Genomic DNA, 23338 nt, shown 5'->3' with positions numbered 1-23338 from the left:
AAGTACATAGATCTTTGTACAACTAAATTCAGATAATCTTTTAGGTATATCATTACCATAATCATCTAACCAGAATGCCTTTTGATGGTTCAAGTAGTATTCTTTTTCCTCAAAAGTTCCAAATATTCTTCTTTCAATTAAGTATAACCGTCTTCTTGTCACCTTCATCCAATGCCTTTATTAGACTCTCATACTCTATTTTGATTTACCAAAACTATACGCGCTCAGCAAAACATAACTGTTATCACAGTAACTATTTTTCACTACCCCTTTACTCATATCCTCACAACATTTATCATTCTCAAAATTCAATCAAAATATATTATTTTTAATTTATATACTCTTTTTCATAATTTACATATTCTTTTTTGGAACTTTGATTATTCTCTTCTCTGGTATGATAATATGTTGAAATTTCTTGATTGCGTTTTATAAGCTTATCTTCTTTTCGTTCTTCATAATTTACTGATATTGTTATTTGTATTATTCTCATTTGATCTTCTTTTGTATCATTAGGCGTATTAAATTCGATCATCAATATTGCAGAATCAAATTTATCATATTTTAAATTTAACTTATCATTCATTATGCTTTTAAACTGTAATTCAGTTAAATCATAGCTTATTATGCTCGGTTCACTAGATCTTTTTTTATCTTCACTCGGTTTCAATTTACTAAGTTCATTTAATCCTCTAAACATTAATTTTACATATGAAACATCTATGCCTTGATTCTGGGCTATTGAACGGGATTTTTCATTTTTCAAATTTGTACTATAGACAGTTTCTTTTTGGTAATTTTGATTACTACCAACGTTTTTATCATTTTTTATATCAGTAGCAATCTTTTGAGTTGTTTTCCCATATAAGTCGTTTTCTTTCACATTATATATTCCATGGGTTGTTTGATATATTATCCTGCTATGTTCACCATCTTCTTTTTCTTCATAAGTACTTTCGCTAGTCTCTTCTTTCACATATGCATATCCATCATCACTCGCAGACATAACCGTTTTCATATCCCCTTCATCCAATGCCTTTACTAATCTCTCATACTCTATCTTAGTCTCCCCAAAGCCACATCCACTTAATAAACTTGATACTATTAACAGAACTATCATCATCCTAGCTTTCTTCTTTAACTTCATACTGACACCCCGCTGATTTCTCTAGGCATTTTTAAGTTCATTACATTCCCATTTTGATAGTAATATAGTTCACCTTTACTTACCGGTATTTATTAACTCATACAGATTATATTGAAGATACTTTAATTTTTAATAGCATTGATTTATATACAATCCTTAATTGCTTATATATTCTATTCGAATTTTCAGAAACCAAAACTTATTTTATTTCTTTAGTTTTCTTTTTTTCCTTCTCTTCATAAAGCTTTAGTCTTTTCTGACGTTCCATTTCGTGTTCCTCCCACGAAATATAAAATGACGGAAATTTAAATCTGCAATAGGCTAATAATTGGAACTCTGCTGCACCTATGGCTACCGCGTACATTATTAAAGTTCCTCCCGCATACAATCCTAAAATATTTTGTGTATAATCATTATGCACATAAATTAAAATGAGAAGAATTAACACATAAATTACAGGACACTTTATTGCAGTCCTCTTTGTTTTACTAAAAAATGAAGAGGATTCTTCTCCCTTATTAAATGCCCCTTTACTTGCCTGTCTAAAAGTATCAATAGTCGCTAAAATATGTAAAATGACTGCACCTAAAAATAATAACCCAACATACATTAATGTAATTTGATCAATTGAATAATTTGACATTCCTGGAATTATCAACATTGTAAATGTTATAGTGCCTAGCTGAAATGCATATAATAGTACCACAAGTGTTTGTAGTTTCTGTAATTTAAATGGCATCTTAGGAAACAGATAAATAATTAAAAAAATTACTTGAAGACTATAAAACACTAACTCAAGGCTAACAATTATTTTATCAAAGAGAGTCGGGTAATAACTCCAACCAAACCTTATTAACCCTCCAATAAGAAAAAACATTATTAAAGAAATAAAAAACATCGTTCCAAACATAAATCCTGTAGCCCAATCGGGACTTAAGCGATTCTTGCAAGTACTTTTAAATTCATTTAAATTTTCTTCTTTTATATTCCACATATAATTACACCATCTTTTCTAAAATCATGTAATAACTCTATTTTTGTAGACAAACTGAGAGTAAATAAATGTTTTTAGTATTTCATATTAAACTAGCCTTTTTTACTTTTTTTAACGAACACAAAATACAGCGATAGCATTAGTATTAAGCCTATTCCACAAACCAATACACCTCCATATTCTTTCTGGTATAAAAAATAAACATAGTAACAATATAGCTCGGTATTGACAAAATAATGAGCCACTTCCCCAGAAACTCTGCTATTTTATATAGAATTAAAAAAATAAACATAATCCCGACAATAATAGGTGCTATTACACTTTCAAATAAACCTTTTTCTTTTTTTACAGCTTTAGATTCTTTATTCAAGATATTACATTCCTCCCTTTACTAGTTAATTTATGAATAATGTATTCATTCTATCTTCAATGTAAGTTTACGAGTATCATTTATAACTTTCATTTCAGTTTTTGTTTCGCTTTTGTTCTTTCTCTCTTATTCTTTTTCTATTTGCTATAAATTCTTGGCGTTCCTTTTCATGTTGTTCCCACGTAATATTAAATGATGGAAATTTAAAGCGACAATACACCAATAGGACGAATTCTGCTGATACTACAGCAAATGTATATAATATTATTGTTTGTGTCACATAAATTGCCATTTCATCAAATGTATAATTAAGGTTTAAAAAAATTAATACAAGTAGAACGATTACACTGATTGTTATTCCAATCAAAAAATATAATTTCGTGTCAGTAAAAAACGAGACAGCCGGTCCTTCTAATTTATATCCTCCATGCTTTGCTTTTCTAAAAACATCGATCGTTGCTACAATGTGAGTACAAAGCGCCCCTAACATTATTAAACCAATATAAACTAACGTTTTATTATTACTTGGAAAATCAAACATTCCTTCAACCATCATAACGATAAATGGTAATGTTGCTAATTGAAAAGAATAAAATAAAGTCACGATGGCTTGGAGTTTCTGTAATTTAAAAGCAACCTTTGAAGACATGAAAATTATTAAAAAAATCAACTCCAAAATGTATAACTTTACCTCAGATCGTACCAAAAATGTTTCAAGTGGTGTTAAAGAAATCTTATCACCGTTCAGCAAAACACCTAAAAACATGATGAGCATTGGTATAGAAGTATATGCAAAAACTCCCCCATAAAAAATTCTTATATAATCCGGACTTAATCGATTTCTATTTTCAATTTTAAAAAGACCCATATCTTCTTCTCTTATATTCCACATTCAGCCTTTTCACCTTCTATATAGTTTAAATAATTCTCATACACTTAAATTCTATTTCATCCTTATTTACTTTTCGTTTTGGATTTTGTATTTTGCTTTCGAATTCTCCCACGCATTCTCTCATTTTCTTCCCAAGTCATATTGAATGATTTAAATTTGAATCTACAGTACACCAATAGCTGGAATTCTGCTGCACCAACGGCTACTGTGTACAGTAAAATAGTACCTATTACATATCCAATCAAAGTATCAAACGTATAATCATTATGAAAACAAATCAAAACAAGTAGGATTAATGCGTATATTGAAGCTACTTTCATCATAGCTCCTTTTGTTTTACTAAAAAAGGAAGCGGATCTTTCATTCATACTAAAAGCACCTTCACTTGCCTGTTTAAACGTATCAATCGTTGTCACAATATGAACAATCACTGCTCCTATAAATAAGAAACCTACATATACCAATGTAATCTAACTTTTTAAGTACATTCATCTTTGTGTAACTAAATTTAGATAATCTTTTATGTATAATTACCGTACATAATCAGAATGCTTTTGATAGTTCAAATAGCCTTCTTTCTCCTCAAAAGCTCTAAATATTCTTCTCTCTTTCACTTAAGCATATCCCTCATACTCTATTTTTGTTTCCCCCGAAACTGCACTCACTTAGTAAAAACGTTACTGTCATCACAATTGTATCGAGATAATATAGCTTTAATTTTATCTTCAGAAAGGTGATAACCTCCCATCAACAATATGCTAGGAGGTTATTACAGTTATTTAAAATTTGTTTTTTATTTTAATGGATTCGATTTTTGCAAATAATAATGTTATTTAATTTGAGCAGCGAATATTAAAAACATACTGCTTAATAACTCGTAATTAAGTCTTCCCCCTCATATCTAGGGTCTTTCTCAACTTTACCATCTTTTGTTTTGATGACTTTTAGTCTACCTAACCACTCTGCTCCGTTATATGTCTCTTCACTTACCCATACATTATGCTTTTTATCATCTACCTCAACTACTAATGTGGGGTGTGTAAACATGAATTCCTTCTCTACATGCCTACCTACAATTTCTGCATGTAATGATGTACCTTCTTCAACTAATTTACTATTTTGATACCCTTCGATAATAGGTAATCCAATAAATACAAAGAGTATCAGTCCAAATACGATTACTTTCTTCTTTGTACTCCATTTATTCTTTTCTTTCAATTCCTTCTGTCTCGCTTCTCTTTCTTCGCGTTCATCCAAACTCTCATTTAAAGCATCTTCCCATGCCTTAATTTCCGCTTCGATTTCTGCTTCAGCTCTTGCTAGTTGTTCTAGTTGTTCATCGGTTGCTACCATCTCATATGAGTTGTCTCCAACCAAACGAATTTCAGCACCATTTTCTTTTACTTTTCGCAAGTCTTTTTCTGTACAATTAAACTCTCGAATGATTTCCCCTTGTGTGTTTACCAGTCTAACGTAAATGTTTTTTTTCTCCTTCTTCTTAAACATCTGAACTCCCCCTTATTTGTTTCCTATCATAGATAACCCTATTGCAATTAAGAGAAAGAAAACGATAATAAGGAAAGTCTTCCCTTTGCTTACTTGTGTTGTAGAACCTTCCAAGACAGCCCATATAAAAATTGGGAAAAGAAGAATACCTAGAAGAATATCAACTAACTTTTTGCTACTCTTCTTTAGTGGTTTTTCTTCTACTATCGGTTTTATCTGAACAGCTTCTTTTCTTATTTGTTTCGGTTTCTTTTTCTTGCGTCTATGATTCACCCAACTTACTCCTTTTAGAATAACTTTTTCCTAACTATAAAAATACCGAAATATCCCCATTTTCCATTTTATAAACCTGTCCAGATATTACAAAATCTGTGGCTTTAATGGCGCCATCCAAAGGACCATATTCATTTATAAGACTGCGGCAATTCTTCATATTGGTCCCGTATACGTACTTAACCACATCCTTATTTAAAACAGGCGCAGGATTTAAAGCTAATACGTTTATATTATCTTCTTGATGTCTTAATGCAACTGTATTCGCTGCTCCGCCACCTAAAGAGTGCCCTAGTAAAGTTATCTTCTTTCCTTTATTACTCGCCTTGACTTTTTCATAAAATTTTTCTGCTTGACTATACTGAAATTCCGCTAATGATCCCAATATAGGTGAATTAGTTAAATTATGCAGCCAAATTGCTCCATCGGTTGCTAAATAGCCTATTTGGCTCGGTTGGTTTCCAATGTATACAATGAAAATTTCATGCGTGTTTCTTTCCTCTAAATCATATGCCCCAAATCCAGTCACTGAATGAATATCATCAGAAACTATAAGATTAGCATTAAAGTTGTCTTGTAACTTCTGTTTATTTATTATTGGATCAGAATTATTATATTTTTTTCTTGTCCATTATAATCATAAATATCTCTTGCCGATAATCTTAATTTTCCTACATCACTACTTAATTTATAATCTTCCTCGTTCACCATATTCTCCCCCTTATATATTAATGGCTTTCTTTAAATTTCTTTTCATATTGTAAGTAATCTTTTTTTGATTTCCAATTATTTTCTTCTTTATTACGTAAATATGTTGTTATTTCTTGATCATGCCCAATCATATTATTTTCTTCATTTCTTTGTTTATAGCCTATCGAAATTGTTATCTCTGTTATTTTCATCGGATTTTCCTTTGTATCCTTAGCAGAATTAAATTCAATTAGTAGTGTTGCATAACTAAACTTCTCATACTCTAATCCTAAATTCCCATTAAATAGCTCTTTAAATTGAGTTTCTGATAAATTATAGCTTATCGTAGTTGGTTGGCTGAAGCTTTTTTTATTCACATTTGGTTTCAATTCATTTATTCCTTGCACTCTATTGAGCATTAATTTTATATTAGACATATCTTTCCCTCGATTTGAAGCTTCTAGCTGTCCATTTTCGTATCTTATATCTGACTTGAATACAAATTCTTCTTTATATTGTGGGTTGTCACTATGTTTTTCATCCTCAACTGGAGTATTGACTTTCTTTTGTGTCTCACCAAAAAGAATATTATCTTTAATGCTATAAATACCTTGCGTTGTTTGATAAACTACTCCTATTTGCTTATTATTATCCTCAATAAAAGTACTATCCCTAACCTCTTCTTTCACATACGCATACCCTTCATCACTCGCAGACATAACCGTCTTCATATCACCTTCATCCAATGCCTTTACTAATCTCTCATACTCTATCTTCGTCTCCCCAAAACCACATCCACTTAATAAACTTGCTACTATTGACAGTACTATCATCATCTTAGCTTTCTTCTTTAACTTCATACTGACACCCTTATTCAATCAAAATAAGCTTTCCTCTTTCCATTTTGGAAGAGGAAAGCTTATTTCCTTTTAAATTTATTTTTTTCCCTTTATTTCTAACTCTTGTGCTTGTTGTTGCTTTTTATTTTTTTCAATTACTTTTTCAACAAACTCATTCCGCCACATTTTAAACTTAGCTGCGAATTGACCTTCAATTTTATTTCGATACCCTTCAAATTTAACCTCTGCAATATCCGTGTGGTTAAATAATTTATACGTCTCTTCGGTTAAACCCACTGGATGCAACACTCCGCCATAATCATAGAATGTGTTTTCATCAAGTAATAAACCTCTCGTAGTAATTACATACTCCGCATCTTCCTCTTCTTTAAGACCCAATCTTACAACACTGCCTAAAGGTAATACTTTATCCATATAGTCTTTCATATTAATTCACTGTCCCTTTTAGTACGCTAATTTTCTCTTCTATTTTTTGTCTTTTTTTCTCTAATTGACGGATACGATCAATAAATGCCTCACGTGTTTTTCCTTGTAATGTGCTATCAATACTACTCTCTAACCTTCTAATATCTCCCGTTAAAGATGCAGCTGCTTTTTCCAATTGCACTACAACGTTTATAATTTGTTCTCGTCCACCACTAGCTGGAAATGTACTATGAACTCTTGACATTATCGTATGTAAATCCACCTTCATACCCCTCTCTTTTAAATTTATAAACTTGGAGTTTTAATAATATGAAACTGCTCCTAATTCTTCGTCTTTTGCAAACATAGAAAATACCGCTTCTGAAACATCGTCGTTTAATTGTTTTAAATCTTTCGATAACTCCTTCACATCTTTAGCAATTTCACCTAATAAAGAACGGTTTATCCCCCTACTGTTATCATTCATAAAGAGATTTAACAATGAGTGACGATGACTTAATATATGTTCAGATACAATTGCAGCTACATTTGTATCAACTACAAAATCTCCTTTAAACAAATCTAGTAAATCTTGCACGTAAGAAGCTGCAACTTCTTTTGCAATATCTAAAATTTCACTTGTAGCTAAATATACTACAACACTTCCAGCTAAAAAATTTATAGCAGTATTAAATACAGACTCTAATACTTCTAAAACTTTTTCCTTACATTTCGCTAAAGTTGTTTCAATCCATTCTACAGCGATATCTACCGCTCCTTTTATTTCAACTGTAGCCATTATACTAAATTGGATTGCTTCTGCTGTAATTTGAGACTTTAGTCCTTCATACTTTGTATTTAATCTTGAAAAACCTTCTTGAACTTTTTCTCTTAGCTTTTCAAGCTCCTTGCTGCCTTGTACAATGTCCGAGTAACCTAATATTCCACCTATAATACTAGAAATTGGCGTTGCATTTAGTATCAAATTAATTGCAGTTCCAGCTACCTTTTCTTCTTCTATAGAAACTTTTCTATGAAATACATCATGTATAGTTCCTGTGTATATAGCCCCAGCAGATTGAGAAAACTCCATAAATCCTGGGATAATATCCCACCCCGTATCGTTATCACTTGCTAGTTTATCAATCCATATTAGATGTCCATTCTCATCATAATCCTTCAATGTAAAAGCATATGAGTGACCAGCTTGATTCGGAATTTTATACATTCTTCCCGGAAGTGTGAAGTCTGCTGCCTTTATCCCAATATGTAGTGGATCATTCTGATTAATGATATTCCGAACATTTTTCATATCAAACCCATTACCAAATTTATCAACATCTCGGTTTAATACAGGCGCTGGATTTAATGTTAATGTTTCAATATTATCTTCTTGGTGTCTTAACGATACAGTATTAGCTATACCACCACCTAATGAATGCCCTGTTACACTAATTTTGGCAGAAGGGTTATCATGTTTAACCTTCAAATAAAATTCTTCTCCTTGATCATACTGTCTAACTGTAAAATCGTGTTCCAAATTACCTAACATTATTTTATTTGCACCTGTTATATTATGTCCCCCAATTTCACCATCTGTTATTGCATCCGTTGCATCTTCCGTTCCTACATATGTTATTACAATTTCTCCTGTAGACCTATCTTTAAAAGCGTATGCAGCAAATCCTGTATTTTCATCAACTTTATCATCTATAAAATCTGCGTTAAATTTATCCTGTAATGTCTTTTTATTTTTTTGACTTAGTTGGTTATACGGTTCTTTACCAGCTTTAAAGTCATAAATATCCTTTCCAGCTAGCTCCAATTTCCCCCAATCAGAATTTATCTCTCTTACCTCTATATCCTCTATTATTTCTTTATCTTGCTCCACATCCTTACTCATATTACTCACTCCTAATTACTTATTATTTTTATCCTGTGCTCTGTAATCTATATATTTTTTTTTTGCATCTTGATTATTGCCTTTTTGACTATCAAAATATGTGTGTATTTGTGATATATATTCTACTAACTTACCTTCATCATTTCGCTTCTTATAATTTATTACAATACTTACCTCCAATATCTGCTCTGAACCATCTTTAGAATCTATATGCAGTACAATCGATCCACCATCATATTCATCATATTGTATTTTCAACTTATCATTAACAATACTCTGAAACTCTGATTCATTTAGTTTATATCCAACTGTACTAGGTTGATCAAACTTTTTTATATCATCTCCGGGCTTCATCTTTAGTTTCCCTATTCCTTTTAAACGATCAACAATTAAGTTTACGTATGAAACATCCAGATTTGAATCCGGACTTTTCACCTGTCCATTTTTATACATAATATTGGTACGATAAACACCTTCTTTTTTATTATCTTTGCTGTCTACTGCTGAAGTAACCGCTTGTGTTGTACTTCCATATAAACTTTTATCTTTCGTATTATATATCCCTTCCGAAGTTTGATAGATTGTTTTTCTATGCTCTCCATCTTCCTTTTGTTCATATGTACTATATATACCTCTTTGTTTCACATACGCATACCCATCATCACTCGCAGACATAACCTTTCTCATGTCACCTTCATCCAAAGCTTTGACAAATGGCTTATAATCTATTTGCTTTTCCCCAAAACCACATCCACTTAATAAACTTGCCACTATTGACACGACTATCATCACCTTAGCTTTCTTCTTTAATTTCATACTGTCACCTCGTTAGTTACTCTAGGCATTTTTAGTTTCATTATGTTCCCTTTTTGATAGTAATACACTTCATCTTTACCTAATGGTGCTTCGTTGCTTATATATTTTATGTTGAAGATACTTTGATCATTTAATGGCATTGCGATAATTGCTGCTGTTAGTTTACTTCTCATTTTCATAGGTAGAGCTTCACGATTTCGGTCCATGTAGTCGTGGTGACCTGCTAATACAAAGTAAATACCTACTGTACGAGATAAATCAATTAAAGTCGCTGCATCCTCCATTTCTAAATAAACAAATTTACTAAACTCTTCAACATTTGTCATGATAATGAGTTGTTTTGTGAATGCAGGAATTTCTCTACCTTCTTGTCTTGCTTGTGCTAATTCAAGAGCTCGTTCACGAATTACTTCCATCCAATACTTCGCATGCATATTGATTTCATTTTCGTCTACAATGTAGTGCGTCACATCGTCTTTATATTGAACGAAACTATACTCTGCTGTATCCACCAACGTCACACTTTCAAAATAATCTTTATTCAATTGAGATAGGATGCTAGATACAATTTGTTTTCTCATACTATCATCTACACTATAAATCATTAAATGATCATTCACTGCAATATCATGAGCTACAACTTCTACGTTTGCAAAATCAAGCCCCATTGGAATTCTTGCTGCTTGTAGAGCTTTTGTAACGTCTTTATTTTTACGATAAGTAGCAATATCAATCACTTCTGGCATCATTGGAATTGCCTTCGGACGTTCTCCATCCCATTCTCGATCCATATCATTTGCTTCTTGTTGTAATAATTGAATTTGCTGTAATTCATCTTCTGCTTTCGTAGGTAGTGCAACCTGGAATAATGTAGGAGATTCTAGTTTTATTAACGCTCTTCCTGCTGTTTCTTCCACTTTTATATCAGATCTCCCTACAATACTAGCTACTTCACTTTGATCAATCATATATAGGCAAGTTTGGATTTTAATATTATTGTACAATTGAATTCTAAGTGCATTTTGTCGCCCTGCACTAATTAAGGTATGAATTCCTAAACTTGCACCATCTCGGACAATTTGCATAATTAGCATTTCAAAGCTTTCATAGAACTTCGCTTCTTTTACTGCATCATAATTGTCGATTGCAATAATAATATGTGGTATTTCTTTCCCGCTTGCCTTTTCATACATTTCAATATTTGCAACGTCATATTCACTTAATAATCGTTTACGATTTTTCATTTCTTGAGTTAATCTTTCAACAAACTTTAAACATTTTTCAGATTCATCAATCGTAATCGTATCCGCTACATGAGGTAATCCTTTCAAAGGTAGAAGACCATTTGTTCCAAGGTCCACTAAATACACATGCAAATGCTCCGGACTATGCTGACGAGCTACATCCATAATGACTGATTGTAAGAATGTTGATTTTCCGTAGCCTGGACTTGAGAAGACCGCTACGTGTCCGTCTTTACTAATATCTAGTGTTAATGGTGTTTGTGATTGTAATTCAGGCTGATCTAGTAGACCAATTGTTGCTTTTAATGGTTTCTTTTCTTTCGTCCATGCTTCTTTGAACTGAATAGCGTGTAAGTCTTGTAAATATACGCTTTCTGGAAGTGGTGGTAACCACGGTCTAGCTAACGCTTCAATTTCATTTATTTCTGCGTAATCGTGAATGTAGTCAATAACAGCATCCAGTTCAGATGGTACGCTTATTACTTCTTTACTGCTACCAAGGCCACTTAAATCTTCACTTAATATTTCATATTGTCCTAGATCATTTATTGCATAGATTGTTGCGTCTAAATGTTCTTTATCCTCTTTGTTTTCTACATAGTCTGCTCCGCTCCAGGCTGATTGGAATAGTTCATAAATTTCATTATTCCCAACTTGTAAGTAAGCACGTCCTGGTAATGTAATTTCAGCAGCATCTGGCGTTTTTAAAATTTCATTACTATCTGACGTATTTTGAACTTTTAATGCTAGTTTGAATTTCGAGTTACTCCAAATTTGATCATCTACAACACCACTCGGTTTTTGCGTAGCTAATATTAAATGGATTCCGAGCGAACGACCGATACGCGCTGTTGAAACTAACTCTTTCATAAACTCTGGTTGTTCTGACTTCAGTTCCGCGAATTCATCACTAATTAAAAATAGATGCGGCATCGGCTCACTTACTAAGTCTTCTTTATACAGTTTTTGATACTGATTAATATGGTTTACATCATTTTCACCAAATAATCGTTGTCTTTTCTGTAATTCAGCTTTAATTGATGCGAGCGCTCTCATACTTTGTGCACCATCTAAGTTCGTAATTGTTCCTAATAAATGCGGTAAGTTTTTGAATAAATTCGCCATTCCGCCGCCTTTATAGTCAATTAGTAAAAAGGCTACTTCGTACGGGTGGAAATTGACTGCTAGAGATAAAATATACGATTGTATAATTTCCGATTTACCTGAACCTGTTGTACCTGCTATTAATCCGTGTGGTCCGTGTGCTTTTTCGTGTAAGTTTAAGTTTACGATATCTTCTTTACCACGTAATCCAAGTGGTACAGCTAAAGATTTATGCGCTGCATTTTTCTCCCAACGACTTGTGATATTCAGTTCTTTTACTTTTTCAACGCCGTACATTTCTAAAAATGTTACGCTTTCTGGAATACTATTTTTTAAGTTTTGCAAATGATTTAATGGTGCTAATGCCCGTGAAATATCTTCTAAATTGAATCCTTTTGGCACATGATTTAGCTTAAATTGACGGTTAACAAGTTCTCCTTGCTCTAAGATGATGTTCCCTTGTTTTGCATCTCTTATATCTATTACCGTTTTCACATGCTCCGGTAAACTTTGCATAACATCTTGTACAAATACAAGCGATACACCTAATTGACTCGGGTCATCATTAAAGAATTCCATAACAACATGGTCTAATATTAGTTTTTCATCTGTAATAAGAACGACATAGTGCGGTGCAAAGTACATTTTTTCATTAGTAGAACTTTTTTCATCTAGTTTTAATTTTCGTTCTTTCAATATTTGATACAAACTATTTAACACTTGATCACGGCTACGATCATGGTATACAAATCCACGTACATTTATATCGCGAACACTTCCATGAGGTAACCAGCGCATCCAATCCCATTTTTCTTTTTCCTCTTCCGGAAAAATAGTAATAAACTGCAAGTCATAATAACTATGGAATAAAGCTGTTTGTGCAACTAATAATTGTAATTGCTCTAACACTAAAGAGCGTTGACCAATATAACCGACTGGTCCATTCATTAAATCTGTTACAACTGGTACATCTTCCAATGATAGATAACGCTGTCTTAGTTCACGTGCTATATCAATTAATTCATCTTTCGTTTGACTAAATTCTTCTTCATTAAATTGAATTTCAAAACTCGTATTAGCTTGTCCTGTTCCAACGCTAAATGTTAAGAAATCATGATGTAACATTGTTTTTTCATAAATTCGAGGATTTACTTGAACTGCCATATTACGTATTACTTCTACATTTGGATTGTGATAATGTAACGCGTGACGCTGTTTTTCACTTTCTGCATGTAAATCTTTCGTTTTTTGTTTTATATACTCTCTATAGCTTTTATCTCGTTCAACAATGTCGACTTTATATTGCTTCAAATTTTTAATATACGATGTTACAGAAACAATGATTGTTACTAATGTCATCGCAATCGATGCGATAATAAACATTCCATATTTCATGAAAATAGCAAGTAATACAGTTACGACAATCATGACAAGTGAAGGTGCAATGATTCTTGCTAAATGCTCCGTTGGTTTTGATGGCATACTTGAAGGCTTTGCAATTGTCATTTTCTCTTCTGGTTCACGGTAAATAATACGTGGTGAACGATGATAGTCTGGATAACCACTTTGATAATTTGTTTCTGATTCTACTAAAATAGGTAACTCAGATTTCACTTTATCTTCTGAAGAAAGTACTTGAATGTCTTCACTACCAATCTCCAATAAAATACCATCAAAATATAATACGTCTCCTGATTCCAACATAACGCTATCTTTTAACTTCGTATAATTATGAAATACATCCCCGCCATACACGTTCACTTTAAAAGAATCGTACAACGTTTCGCGAGATAGCATCAAATCTACACTAGTCCCGGTAATAGAAATATCATCGTAATCGTTTTGACTCACTGTAAGAGAATGTTTCGTTCCAATATCAAACACTTTAGTTGTGCCAACAATAGATATAAAGATTTTCAAGCTCACATCTCTTGTTTTCCCAATCTCAATTTCCTTATTGAATTCTATTAATTGATCCTGTACCATCCAAGCATTTACTTCATTATTCCACTTTAACTCTACTTCTTGTTCTAAACTTGGATTCGTAATATCATTTGTCCACTCTTTTCCAATCGACACTATTGATTGCTCATTTGGATGTAATGTGCACTTATATATTTTGTCTCCATAAGTCAATACTAATAGTTGCTCCATCCGTGTTCACTGCTCCTTTTCAACTGTCTCATCAAGTGCTTACTCTTTTTTCTCCGTGTCCGACAAATTTTTATCGCTTGATGAATTGCCATATTTCTTTTTATATTCATCTAATTGTTGCTCATATGTTTTTAACTTTTGATCACGTTCTTCCCCTGATAAATCTGGATTATTTTTCAGTGATTCAATTTGTTTAACAAGGCCGTACATAATAAGCTGAGGATCATCAAGTGTCTTAGCTAAATCTAATGATTTATCAAAATTACCTTTTCCGTTATACATCCAATACAGCAAATACTTTTCATCACTTTTCAAACTAATGTTTTTCATAATCGATTTCTTTTGAGCTTCACCTAGTTTTTCAGCTGTAATGTATGCAAATGCTAACTCATATTTAGATGCAATCGGTAATGATTCAAACTCCTCTTCATTCAATTGCGTAATGACTTTGTCATAATCAGTTGCTATGAAACTTGCATTTGCTTCTAACAATTTATTTTGATAAGGAAATTTTATAAAAGTGAAATATATTAAAGGAGCAGCTAAAATAACTGTCGCCGCTATGAAGGAAAAAGCTAAGTATTTAAATGATTTATAGCTTTTTTTAGGTACTAACTGCATATTTTTTTCTGTTTTTGTTTGTTCCTTCTCAAAGCTGTCATCAAGAAACTGCAGTAATGCATCTAAGCTTTCCATTTGAGCAACGGTCTGTTCAAATGTTGTTTCTTTTGCATCTTTTAGTAACCCAGCATACAAATCATCAAAGTTATGTTTTTGGGAGAATAAAGCAATAATTAGACACTTATATTGTGTTAAAAATTGCTCTTCTAATAATGGGGTTGGCGGAACAATATCTCGAATTCCTCTATGTATAATACTTGGTATTAAATTAGCATTAAAAACTATATTGTCTGGATGTAAAAAGAACGTGATTCGTTTATTTAAATATTTACGAAACTGCTCAACATTCCGAAGTAGTCTTAATTTCTCATTTCTTCCAAAACGGCTAAGATCGTCCCACTTATATAATTTTTTATCTACTTGATATAGAAACGTAAACATATCATCCGTTTCTTCTATTGTTAATGGTACAAATTCAGATGATTCGCCCGTAATTATATCGAATTGACGGAAGTCTTTTATACGTGTTTGGGATTTGGTCATCTCCAATTTCCAATTTTCTTTTTCTATTTGAAATTGATAGTTCATTGCATCAATTTGAATTATTTTTTCCGTCATGTTTATCCTCTTCTCCTTTTCTTTATAACCCGTAATAACTTATTTTCAAATAACTAAAAGTAAAAAATATTCTTTATAAAACTTGCAAAATATCTCCATCTGTTATTTGGTGATCAATTAAACGATCATTATCTGTTAAAACAATTGACTTATTTTTCACTTTAATTACAAAATGTGAACCTTCATGATTATCAATCTTTAGCGTATCTAATAAGTTTTTTAATAAATATTTAATAGATTGATGATTCGGAATACGCAAATCATATGTATTTCTATTCCATTTACTAAAATCTACTGTCACATTGATATGTGTTTGTATTGCCATCACTTTACCTCCAACTTTTACGAAGAACCGTATAAATACCGATGCAAATAAGTAGAATGCCGCCGCCAAATAATAATATTATTGTTATACTAATTGGCTCTTCATTCATTGTTTCATTACTCGCTACTTCATCTGCACTTTTTCTGACAATGTATTCACTGCTAAACAAACTATTTTTCGTATCTTTAACACTATTATTCTCTTTTGGTTTTGTAAAAAGAGAATCTCGCAAAGCTTCCATATCTTTTTGTTCTTTCTTTTTCTTTTTCTCAATTTCTTCTTCTATATCTTTGTTAAATAACTCAATCGATGCTTTATCTAATTCTGTTTCCTTATGTTCCTTTTTATTTTTTTCTTGGTCGCTTTCTTCAAGTCGATCCACTTTAAACTTAATCTTCCCATCATCACCAAGATAACTGTCAGCCGCGCTCCTTATCGGTAGCGCGACAAACAGTAAAAGGATAGAGAGAAATGATAACTTAGCCACTATGCTCCATTGTTTGATCATTTACTTCTTTTTCCTCCCATTTCTTATGCCATACAAATAGATTACTAACCAATCCAATAATGGCAATTACAAACAATACGACAAAAATAACTTTCCCAGTATCTTTACCACTAATAAAATCATTTAGAAAACTTTCTATATACTGAAGCGGTGAGAATTGACGTATCTTTCCGACAGAGGACATTTGATCTACTTTACTTCCAACTGCCTCAGTTAAAAATAGGTACATGCTTAAAAATACTAATAGTATAAACATACCTACCATTTTTATTTGTCGTAATAAGTAGGTTGAGACCAATACAAACGCCATCATAATAAATGTGATGAACGCAATCCATAGTAAACTTTGATCCTGACCGAACTTTAAAAGACGCCCAGAAATGATACCTATACTAATCCCTTCCACAATTGATATACCGAAAGCTACTACTGTAGTTGGTACATTCATATCAATTAATGAGAATTTCTCTTCAAAATGATCTGATTGCATTCGTTTCTTTTCTTGATTCGCAATTGCGTATGCTGTAAATAATGCAACAATGAAACAAGTTAATACAATTAAGTAAGGTGTAAAAGCATTACCTGCTACAATTACTCCATCATTTTGCTTTTGAACTGGACTAGCTAAAAAGTCATATAGCATTTCATTTTGACGATCTCCAATACGACTATTCGCTAAAATTTTCGTAAAGTTTTTGGAGAATGATTTATCATCTTCCATTTTCTTCGTAAAGTCGTTTAATAATAAATCAGCTTTTGAAACAATTGTCGTTCCGCTGTCTTGAATTTCTTTTGCTTGTCCATTGATTTGATCAAATGTTTTATATACATCGTCTGAAGTTGCTAAACTATGTTTCGAACTTTCGACCAATGACTGACTTTGCATCATTAATGATTTAATACCAGAATCTAACGATAAAACAGCTGTTTGCTCACCAGCATGATTTGTTGTTAATACTTGCTGCTCTTCAACTAGTTTTAAGCTATTCTCACGCCATTTCGCTAAACCTTTTACATACTCTCCTAAATTTTCATTCATACTAGTTGCTTGTTGCGTCGTTCCATTTAATTTCTCCGCTAGTAGCATAGAATTTTGATCCGCACTAGTAATAGATTGTTGATAAGAGTTTATTTTTTGTTTTAAACCTGACATATCTTGCTTTATTTCTGTAGTAATACTTGATGAAACAAGATTTGAAATTAAATCAATTAAGCTTTGTTTATTTAATACGTAGTACAAAGATTGGTCCGTCGCAATTGCATCTAAACTTCCCTCTTCTAACTTAGGACCTACATCTTTCGTTCTTAAATCAATCCCATAATACATTTCGTAAAGGCTCATTAAACCTTGATAACTTTCGACTGTATCTACTGCTTCTTTTATTAATACACTAGAAGTAATATCTGGTATTTTTTCTGTTTTTTGATGTATAACTTGATTCGTTGTACTTTCAATAATTTTTGAATTGCTACCGTTATCTGTCCCAGTGTCTGGCTTCTCTCCTGTATCAGGTTTTTCTCCTGTATCAGGTTTCTCTCCTGTATCAGGGTTTCCTCCCGTGTCTGGATTTCCTCCTGTATCAGGTTTCCCTCCTGTGTCTGGATTTCCACCTGCATCAGGTTTCCCTCCTGTGTCTGGATTTCCTCCTGTATCAGGTTTCCCTCCTGTATCAGGTTTTCCTCCTGTATCAGGTTTTCCTCCTGTATCAGGTTTTCCTCCTGTATCAGGTTTTCCTCCTGTATCAGGTTTTCCTCCTGTATCAGGTTTTCCTCCTGTATCAGGTTTTCCTCCTGCATCAGGTTTTCCTCCTGTATCAGGTTTTCCTCCTGCATCAGGTTTTCCTCCCGTATCAGGTTTTCCTCCTGTGTCTGGATTCCCTCCCGTATCAGGTTTTCCTCCTGCATCAGGATTTACACTGTCACCATTATTACTCTGTTCTGTTTTTTGAATAATAGGCGTTTTAGCATTGTGTACTAACGGCATTATGCCATACTGTGATTTATGAACCACATTTTCCACCTTGCTATTTTCAGTTTGTGTTCCTTTATCCTCTTTATTAGGTTCTTCTTTTTCAGGACTAGTTTCTTTTTTATGAGTCCCGCTCAATTCCCACTGCCATGTTACAGGAGAGAAAACATCTATATTGATGTTTGGATCTTTTAGCTTCACATGTAACCTAATCTTTATATCCCCTTCATTACGAGGAGCTATTGTAATTTCTCCTGCTTCGCTTTGAAGAAAGTCACTTGTACGATCCACATCATCAATATATAAAGCTTCTGTACTTCCATCTAGTTTAAACTCTTCTGGAATACTTATCTTCAAAATTTGCGGAGATTCCATTTTAATTACTTTCGCAGTATCACTAAATGTAATTCTCTCTGTATAAAGTCTATCCTTTACTTCTTTAATTGCGTTTCCTAAAGATATTTTATTTACAGGATCATAATAAAAATTATTTTCTTTATTATACTTTTTTGTAAATTGAATTACATTTTGCAGTTGTAATTTCGTTGCATCTGGTAAATCACTTTGACCGATTTCTTCCATGTTTAAACTAGGTAATTTCGCAATTAAATTCTCGATTTGTTTCTTTATTCGAGCATCTGGTTGTTTCATTAATGTATTTATGAAGATTTCTTGCTTTCCATCATTCGACATAGATTGCTTTAACTTCTTAATTACCGTCTCTTGAATATCACTTTCTAACTTCCCTGCAAGTTCTGTATCATATTCAGACACTTGTTTTTTTACATCTGCTAAATATTTTTGAATTGCTGCAGCATCAGTTAAAATATTTGGTTCTTTCTCTGAAAACGTAAATTGATTTGAAATAATTTTATTAGCGGATTCCAATGCACTTAATTGCTTTAAAGCATCGCCTGTATTCATATCATTCATATATTGATTGAATTGATTTGTGAAATTATTCGCTAACAAATTGTTATCAGTTTGCATTTTTTGAAAGTTATTAAAACCATCTAAGTACGTACTGTTTGATTTATTCCCTTCATCTAACGCTTGACCGAAACCTTTTAAAACATCCTGAAATCCTTTGAAACTATTAACAGAAACACCTGTATAATCTTGTACTGTTTTAAATTGATTTGTGTAATTTGCTAACGGACTATGTATATCTTTTTTATACATAGTTGTTTGAACGTTTCCTTTTTCAATTATTTTACCTATATTATCTTGTGCACCTTGTAGCTTACCGATAATACTCGCAAAATAAACGTCGATTATTTGCTTATTGAAATCTTCTAAAATAACAGAAGCTGTATTTTCTGCCTCAGCTTTCAAATCCTTATTCCCAGTTGCATTTACTTTGTAGTTTAAAGTTAATTTCTCCGGAATCTCTGAATCAATCGCAACTGCTTTCCTAGAAAAATCATTTGGAATAACAATCATCATATTGTAATTATTATTTTTCAATCCATTTTCTGCTACCCCGCGACTAACTACGTACCATTCTTGTTTCGTATTTTTATTTACATTTTTAACAAATTGATCTCCAAACGCTATTTTATTGCCCTCAAATACAGTGCCCTGATCTTCATTTACCAACGCAACTGTCATTTTTGGTGTAGTATTCTCATTAGCTTTCTTAACATTTTGATTTAATGCTAAATAGGAGACCCCTGTTGATAGTACAAGAGCTAAAATAATAAACAACAAGATGCTCCATTTGAACTTTTTCACTACTTATCACTCCTGCGACTGCGAGTCTATCTAATGAAAGACTTCGTATCTTACTCTAGTTTTAAAGTAATTTAGCCATACAACGTATGGTTGCATGGCTAAATTATATATTTCTTTTTATCTGTCTTATTGTAGACCGAAATTACGAGAAAGATCTTCGTCATGTCTAGCAACAGCTTCTGCAGTTTTATTAAGCTGCATATTAATTTCTTGTAATAGCTGTGCGAAGTTTTGTACTTTTGGCTTTAATTGATTGAACTGTTGGTCAAAACCTTCGAAAGCACGACCTTCCCATTCTCCTCTTAATTCATTTTGTAAGTTTTGTAGTTGACGTAAAATGTCCTCAATTTGATTTGCACCTTGTCCATATCGAGTCGCTTTCGATTTAAGCTCCTCTGGTGACATACGAATTTGTCCTGCCATTATTAAATCCCCCTTAAAATTAAAAAATAGTAAAATTAACCAATAATCAATTCTACAAATTGATTATATCAATAATTTAAAAATTTCTAAACAAAAAAATGATATTTTTCCAAAATTTCTCTTTTACTATAATAACGATATATTGTATAATACTAATTTTTTTTTTTAAGCACACTCTATAAATCTACTATAAAATAAAGGCAAACCATCTATTTTATATATTTATAAGGACTTATTCACTTTAAATCCCAGCGAGAAAGTAGCCACTAAATCATTATTTTCTCCCATTCAGACTATAATACTCACTTCAAAGTCATAATGACCTGCCTTTCAACAAACCCAAACTCTTCGTACATCTCTTTTGCAAAATTCCCAGCAAATACATTCAACCGAATTTCTGAATACTTCTCCTTTAATTCCTTAATACTAGCTTCCATCAGTTCTCGCGATAATCCTCTCCCGCGATATTCTGGGAAAACGTACAATTCATATATAAATCCAAGTTTTTCACGAGAAAAATAGTCTGTATTTCCCCCTATTAATATCCATCCCATTACTTTATTTTCTTCTTTAACAATTAAATAGTATGCTCCTTTTTCTACAATCGGCTTTGTAATCTCAATTGCTTTCTCGGTACTTAATTGACAATTCCCTCTCGTCCCTTCAAAAAGCGATTGAGCCGCATATTTTAATATTTCATTGGTATCTTCTTGATTCGCCTTAATTATCATTTTTCACAACTCCCCTTGAATAATAGGCATTACTATCGCTTGTTCAAGATTCTCCGCTTCCATAACAATTGCCGTTAATCCGTGTTCTGTACTTGTTTCATGGAGCTCTCCCTTTTCCCAAAACACAGCTTGTCCCGCCTCTATCTTTATCTTTTCTTTATTTACTCCACATACATATCCTGTCCCGTCCACAATAAGAAGCAGTTGAGATACAACTGCTTCATGATTACCGATGATTCCATTCTCGTGTAAATGCATAGCACCGATATGTATATTTCCTTGATGGTTTAATATTTTTGACATGATGAAATTAGATTGAAATACTGATAGGTGCTTTCCTACTTTTTCACTAAAATCAAAAATTTTCATTACTAGTCCTCCTTATACGTATAAAACCATCCTTACTGTCTGCATCATATGTCCTTCAAAGTCTTCTTCAAATTGCTCTAATTCAGCAAAACCTTTCGCTTCATAAAAGCGTTTTCCTTTTTCATTTGCTGCTTCTACATGTATGTACAATTTCCGTATCCCATTTAATGCTTTAATCCCTCTTTGTAATAAAGCACTTCCGATCCCTTTTCCTTGCTGATCTGGTAACAAATAAATCGCACCTAATTCTGCTTCGTTTTGTAGTCTAACAGGTGAAAAGTTTGCAAACCCTATTACTTCTCCTTCTTCTTCCGCAACGAATAAATGCGTATTTTTAAGACGATATTTCATTTTTTCATCAGAGTATGCCTCATCTAAAAAACTATCTTGAATTTCTCTTGGAATAATGCCTTCGTATGTATCATGCCAAGCTATTTTTGCTACTGATTGTACAGCGTGAATGTCTTCTTGCTTCATTTCTCTAATTATATATGTCATCTCGATGTCTCCATTCTCTTTAAATTATATTCTGCTAATATACTAGAAGAAACGGCAGAACCATTTTCATAATTCACCTTAATTAATTTTAATTTCTCAATTGAAGCTGTTGCAAAATTAAACTTTCCATAAATATATTCCATTACACTTAAAAACTGCTTTGTATGTAATCTATTTGCAATTGTACAATGCGGAACCCATTTTCCCGGTACGTAATATGAATTTGGGTTGTCATGAAAAGTTTTAAAATAATCATGATAAGAATAATGAAGTTTTAACAATTCATCGGTAACGGTCGGCGCTAGAAAGACCGTTCCATTAGTAGGAAAAATTCCAACAGAAGGAAAAGTTACTGCGTCTATATTTTCTTGAATAGCTACAAACTCCCCTAGTTTCTCCGTATACAAATGAACATCTAACTCATTATAATCCGCAATCGTTATATGAGGTTCTACTCCAGCTAATTGATTTGTTCCAATTACATTTGTTAATTCATTTTGCAGTTCTGTAATTTTATGAGTAAACACACGATCAAATGTAGCAATAATAGCGTACAATCTTTCTCACCCCTTCGTTACACATAGCGCTTCCCATTCTTCACGAATCATGCCCATTCGAATAGAATCATAGTATGTTCCGTTATAATAACGACACTTTCGCATTCTACCTTCTAAGCTCATTCCTATTTTCTCCGCTACTTTCATCATTCGTTCATTACCAGACCAAGTCGTGAGCCCTACTCTACCAATTTCCATCTTTTCAAATAATAAATCTCGATATAACGTTAACGCTTCTGTACCGTATCCACCATTCCAGTAAGTTGGATTATAAATAACAATTCCCATCTCCAGCCAACGCGTCGGTTTATGCTCCCAATAAAATCCGACCGTCCCTATAATTTGACCGTTATTTTCTATAATTAAATTTGACAGTGGTTCTTCTTGCAAACGAGTTTGCACCTTCTCTTTATAGGAAGAGTATTCTTGCATTGAGAACGGGAAATATGGCGCATCCCATTTCTTCCATTCTGGGCTTTCTTCTTTAAATACGATATTCCATAATGTTTTTATATCTGATTCTTCTATTGTACGAATTGTAACTTTCTTCCCCTTTAATATAACGTTTTGCATAATTCCCTCCTGCATTCCTCTTTATTTCATATATAATTATAATATTTTTTCAGA

At 32.5% G+C, this 23338-nt stretch carries 21 protein-coding genes and 5 pseudogenes; all 26 read right to left on the bottom strand.

All coding sequences use genetic code 11. The features are described 5' to 3' along the window. Positions 1-133: 133 nt before the first annotated feature. Positions 134-181, bottom strand: a complete 48-nt coding sequence (locus ACUL40_RS02470) for a hypothetical protein (RefSeq protein WP_229163603.1) — start codon at positions 179-181, stop codon at positions 134-136. A 147-nt stretch (positions 182-328) separates the two neighbouring features. Then, complete coding sequence (locus ACUL40_RS02465) at positions 329-1147, bottom strand: DUF3952 domain-containing protein (protein ID WP_059303904.1); 819 nt, start codon at positions 1145-1147, stop codon at positions 329-331. A 199-nt stretch (positions 1148-1346) separates the two neighbouring features. Beyond that, entirely contained in the window at positions 1347-2141 is a 795-nt protein-coding gene (locus tag ACUL40_RS02460; RefSeq protein WP_065211629.1) for a hypothetical protein, read from the bottom strand. A 92-nt stretch (positions 2142-2233) separates the two neighbouring features. Further along, a pseudogene (locus tag ACUL40_RS02455) lies at positions 2234-2511 on the bottom strand (hypothetical protein). 94 nt (positions 2512-2605) lie between these two features. Next, the gene (locus tag ACUL40_RS02450; protein WP_065211630.1) at positions 2606-3403 is read right to left on the bottom strand and encodes a hypothetical protein; all 798 of its coding nucleotides are present in this window, start codon (positions 3401-3403) and stop codon (positions 2606-2608) included. A gap of 62 nt (positions 3404-3465) precedes the next feature. Then, a pseudogene (locus ACUL40_RS02445) lies at positions 3466-3873 on the bottom strand (hypothetical protein); the annotation flags it as partial. Between the two features lie 397 nt (positions 3874-4270). Then, the gene (locus ACUL40_RS02440; RefSeq protein WP_445422969.1) at positions 4271-4909 is read right to left on the bottom strand and encodes a hypothetical protein; all 639 of its coding nucleotides are present in this window, start codon (positions 4907-4909) and stop codon (positions 4271-4273) included. 12 nt (positions 4910-4921) lie between these two features. Beyond that, positions 4922-5182, bottom strand: a complete 261-nt coding sequence (locus tag ACUL40_RS02435; protein ID WP_001016543.1) for a hypothetical protein — start codon at positions 5180-5182, stop codon at positions 4922-4924. A gap of 37 nt (positions 5183-5219) precedes the next feature. Next, positions 5220-5893, bottom strand: a pseudogene (locus tag ACUL40_RS02430) (lipase family protein); the annotation flags it as partial. Positions 5894-5910: 17 nt separating this feature from the next. Continuing rightward, on the bottom strand, positions 5911-6732 hold the full coding sequence (locus ACUL40_RS02425; protein WP_065211633.1) for a DUF3952 domain-containing protein: 822 nt from the start codon (positions 6730-6732) through the stop codon (positions 5911-5913). 75 nt (positions 6733-6807) lie between these two features. Then, the gene (locus tag ACUL40_RS02420) at positions 6808-7158 is read right to left on the bottom strand and encodes a DUF4176 domain-containing protein (protein WP_000656382.1); all 351 of its coding nucleotides are present in this window, start codon (positions 7156-7158) and stop codon (positions 6808-6810) included. Position 7159: 1 nt separating this feature from the next. Beyond that, entirely contained in the window at positions 7160-7420 is a 261-nt protein-coding gene (locus tag ACUL40_RS02415; protein WP_000363098.1) for a hypothetical protein, read from the bottom strand. Positions 7421-7459: 39 nt separating this feature from the next. After that, positions 7460-9040 carry a lipase family protein gene (locus ACUL40_RS02410; protein WP_065211634.1) on the bottom strand — a complete coding sequence of 527 codons (1581 nt, stop codon included), beginning with the start codon at positions 9038-9040 and terminating at the stop codon, positions 7460-7462. Positions 9041-9055: 15 nt separating this feature from the next. Continuing rightward, on the bottom strand, positions 9056-9856 hold the full coding sequence (locus tag ACUL40_RS02405) for a DUF3952 domain-containing protein (protein ID WP_065211635.1): 801 nt from the start codon (positions 9854-9856) through the stop codon (positions 9056-9058). Then, positions 9853-14082: pseudogene (gene essC, locus ACUL40_RS02400) on the bottom strand (type VII secretion protein EssC); the annotation flags it as partial. The pseudogene essC and the gene ACUL40_RS02405, both read right to left, overlap by 4 nt. Further along, positions 14077-14358 (bottom strand): annotated as a pseudogene (locus tag ACUL40_RS02395) (FtsK/SpoIIIE N-terminal domain-containing protein); the annotation flags it as partial. The pseudogenes essC and ACUL40_RS02395, both read right to left, overlap by 6 nt. 39 nt (positions 14359-14397) lie before the next feature. Next, positions 14398-15597: a type VII secretion protein EssB gene (essB, locus tag ACUL40_RS02390; RefSeq protein ID WP_063220149.1), complete on the bottom strand. Its 1200-nt coding sequence runs from the start codon at positions 15595-15597 to the stop codon at positions 14398-14400. 73 nt (positions 15598-15670) lie between these two features. Then, a complete protein-coding gene (locus ACUL40_RS02385; protein ID WP_063220148.1) occupies positions 15671-15922 on the bottom strand; it encodes an EsaB/YukD family protein in 252 nt (83 codons plus the stop codon). Positions 15923-15926: 4 nt separating this feature from the next. After that, a complete protein-coding gene (gene essA / locus ACUL40_RS02380) occupies positions 15927-16430 on the bottom strand; it encodes a type VII secretion protein EssA (protein WP_000595655.1) in 504 nt (167 codons plus the stop codon). Then, positions 16402-20133 (bottom strand): type VII secretion protein EsaA, encoded by a 3732-nt coding sequence (gene esaA / locus ACUL40_RS02375; RefSeq protein ID WP_445423142.1) that lies wholly within the window; start codon positions 20131-20133, stop codon positions 16402-16404. The genes essA and esaA overlap by 29 nt, the downstream gene beginning before the upstream one ends. A 126-nt stretch (positions 20134-20259) precedes the next feature. Next, positions 20260-20556 (bottom strand): WXG100 family type VII secretion target, encoded by a 297-nt coding sequence (locus ACUL40_RS02370; protein WP_000918601.1) that lies wholly within the window; start codon positions 20554-20556, stop codon positions 20260-20262. A gap of 302 nt (positions 20557-20858) precedes the next feature. Next, the gene (locus tag ACUL40_RS02365) at positions 20859-21287 is read right to left on the bottom strand and encodes a GNAT family N-acetyltransferase (RefSeq protein ID WP_000584239.1); all 429 of its coding nucleotides are present in this window, start codon (positions 21285-21287) and stop codon (positions 20859-20861) included. 3 nt (positions 21288-21290) lie between these two features. Continuing rightward, positions 21291-21656: a cupin gene (locus tag ACUL40_RS02360; RefSeq protein ID WP_000688072.1), complete on the bottom strand. Its 366-nt coding sequence runs from the start codon at positions 21654-21656 to the stop codon at positions 21291-21293. Between the two features lie 12 nt (positions 21657-21668). Beyond that, the gene (locus tag ACUL40_RS02355) at positions 21669-22154 is read right to left on the bottom strand and encodes a GNAT family N-acetyltransferase (protein ID WP_000221050.1); all 486 of its coding nucleotides are present in this window, start codon (positions 22152-22154) and stop codon (positions 21669-21671) included. Beyond that, a complete protein-coding gene (locus ACUL40_RS02350; RefSeq protein ID WP_065211638.1) occupies positions 22151-22711 on the bottom strand; it encodes a 2'-5' RNA ligase family protein in 561 nt (186 codons plus the stop codon). Before ACUL40_RS02350 ends, ACUL40_RS02355 begins: the two co-directional genes overlap by 4 nt. A 6-nt stretch (positions 22712-22717) precedes the next feature. Beyond that, the gene (locus tag ACUL40_RS02345; protein WP_001181784.1) at positions 22718-23284 is read right to left on the bottom strand and encodes a GNAT family N-acetyltransferase; all 567 of its coding nucleotides are present in this window, start codon (positions 23282-23284) and stop codon (positions 22718-22720) included. Positions 23285-23338: the final 54 nt, after the last annotated feature.

It is taken from the genome of Bacillus sp. KNSH39 (genome assembly GCF_052656585.1).
This window is presented reverse-complemented; position numbering and strand designations above follow the sequence as displayed.

Excerpts from the sequence above, each read along its gene's own strand:
- ACUL40_RS02465 (WP_059303904.1), bottom strand. The coding sequence starts at position 1,147 with ATGAAGTTAAAGAAGAAAGCTAGGATGATGATAGTTCTGTTAATAGTA.
- ACUL40_RS02460 (WP_065211629.1), bottom strand. The coding sequence starts at position 2,141 with ATGTGGAATATAAAAGAAGAAAATTTAAATGAATTTAAAAGTACTTGC.
- ACUL40_RS02450 (WP_065211630.1), bottom strand. The coding sequence starts at position 3,403 with ATGTGGAATATAAGAGAAGAAGATATGGGTCTTTTTAAAATTGAAAAT.
- ACUL40_RS02440 (WP_445422969.1), bottom strand. The coding sequence starts at position 4,909 with ATGTTTAAGAAGAAGGAGAAAAAAAACATTTACGTTAGACTGGTAAAC.
- ACUL40_RS02425 (WP_065211633.1), bottom strand. The coding sequence starts at position 6,732 with ATGAAGTTAAAGAAGAAAGCTAAGATGATGATAGTACTGTCAATAGTA.
- ACUL40_RS02420 (WP_000656382.1), bottom strand. The coding sequence starts at position 7,158 with ATGAAAGACTATATGGATAAAGTATTACCTTTAGGCAGTGTTGTAAGA.
- ACUL40_RS02410 (WP_065211634.1), bottom strand. The coding sequence starts at position 9,040 with ATGAGTAAGGATGTGGAGCAAGATAAAGAAATAATAGAGGATATAGAG.
- ACUL40_RS02405 (WP_065211635.1), bottom strand. The coding sequence starts at position 9,856 with ATGAAATTAAAGAAGAAAGCTAAGGTGATGATAGTCGTGTCAATAGTG.
- essB (WP_063220149.1), bottom strand. The coding sequence starts at position 15,597 with ATGACGGAAAAAATAATTCAAATTGATGCAATGAACTATCAATTTCAA.
- ACUL40_RS02385 (WP_063220148.1), bottom strand. The coding sequence starts at position 15,922 with ATGGCAATACAAACACATATCAATGTGACAGTAGATTTTAGTAAATGG.
- essA (WP_000595655.1), bottom strand. The coding sequence starts at position 16,430 with ATGATCAAACAATGGAGCATAGTGGCTAAGTTATCATTTCTCTCTATC.
- ACUL40_RS02370 (WP_000918601.1), bottom strand. The coding sequence starts at position 20,556 with ATGGCAGGACAAATTCGTATGTCACCAGAGGAGCTTAAATCGAAAGCG.
- ACUL40_RS02365 (WP_000584239.1), bottom strand. The coding sequence starts at position 21,287 with ATGATAATTAAGGCGAATCAAGAAGATACCAATGAAATATTAAAATAT.
- ACUL40_RS02360 (WP_000688072.1), bottom strand. The coding sequence starts at position 21,656 with ATGAAAATTTTTGATTTTAGTGAAAAAGTAGGAAAGCACCTATCAGTA.
- ACUL40_RS02355 (WP_000221050.1), bottom strand. The coding sequence starts at position 22,154 with ATGACATATATAATTAGAGAAATGAAGCAAGAAGACATTCACGCTGTA.
- ACUL40_RS02345 (WP_001181784.1), bottom strand. The coding sequence starts at position 23,284 with ATGCAAAACGTTATATTAAAGGGGAAGAAAGTTACAATTCGTACAATA.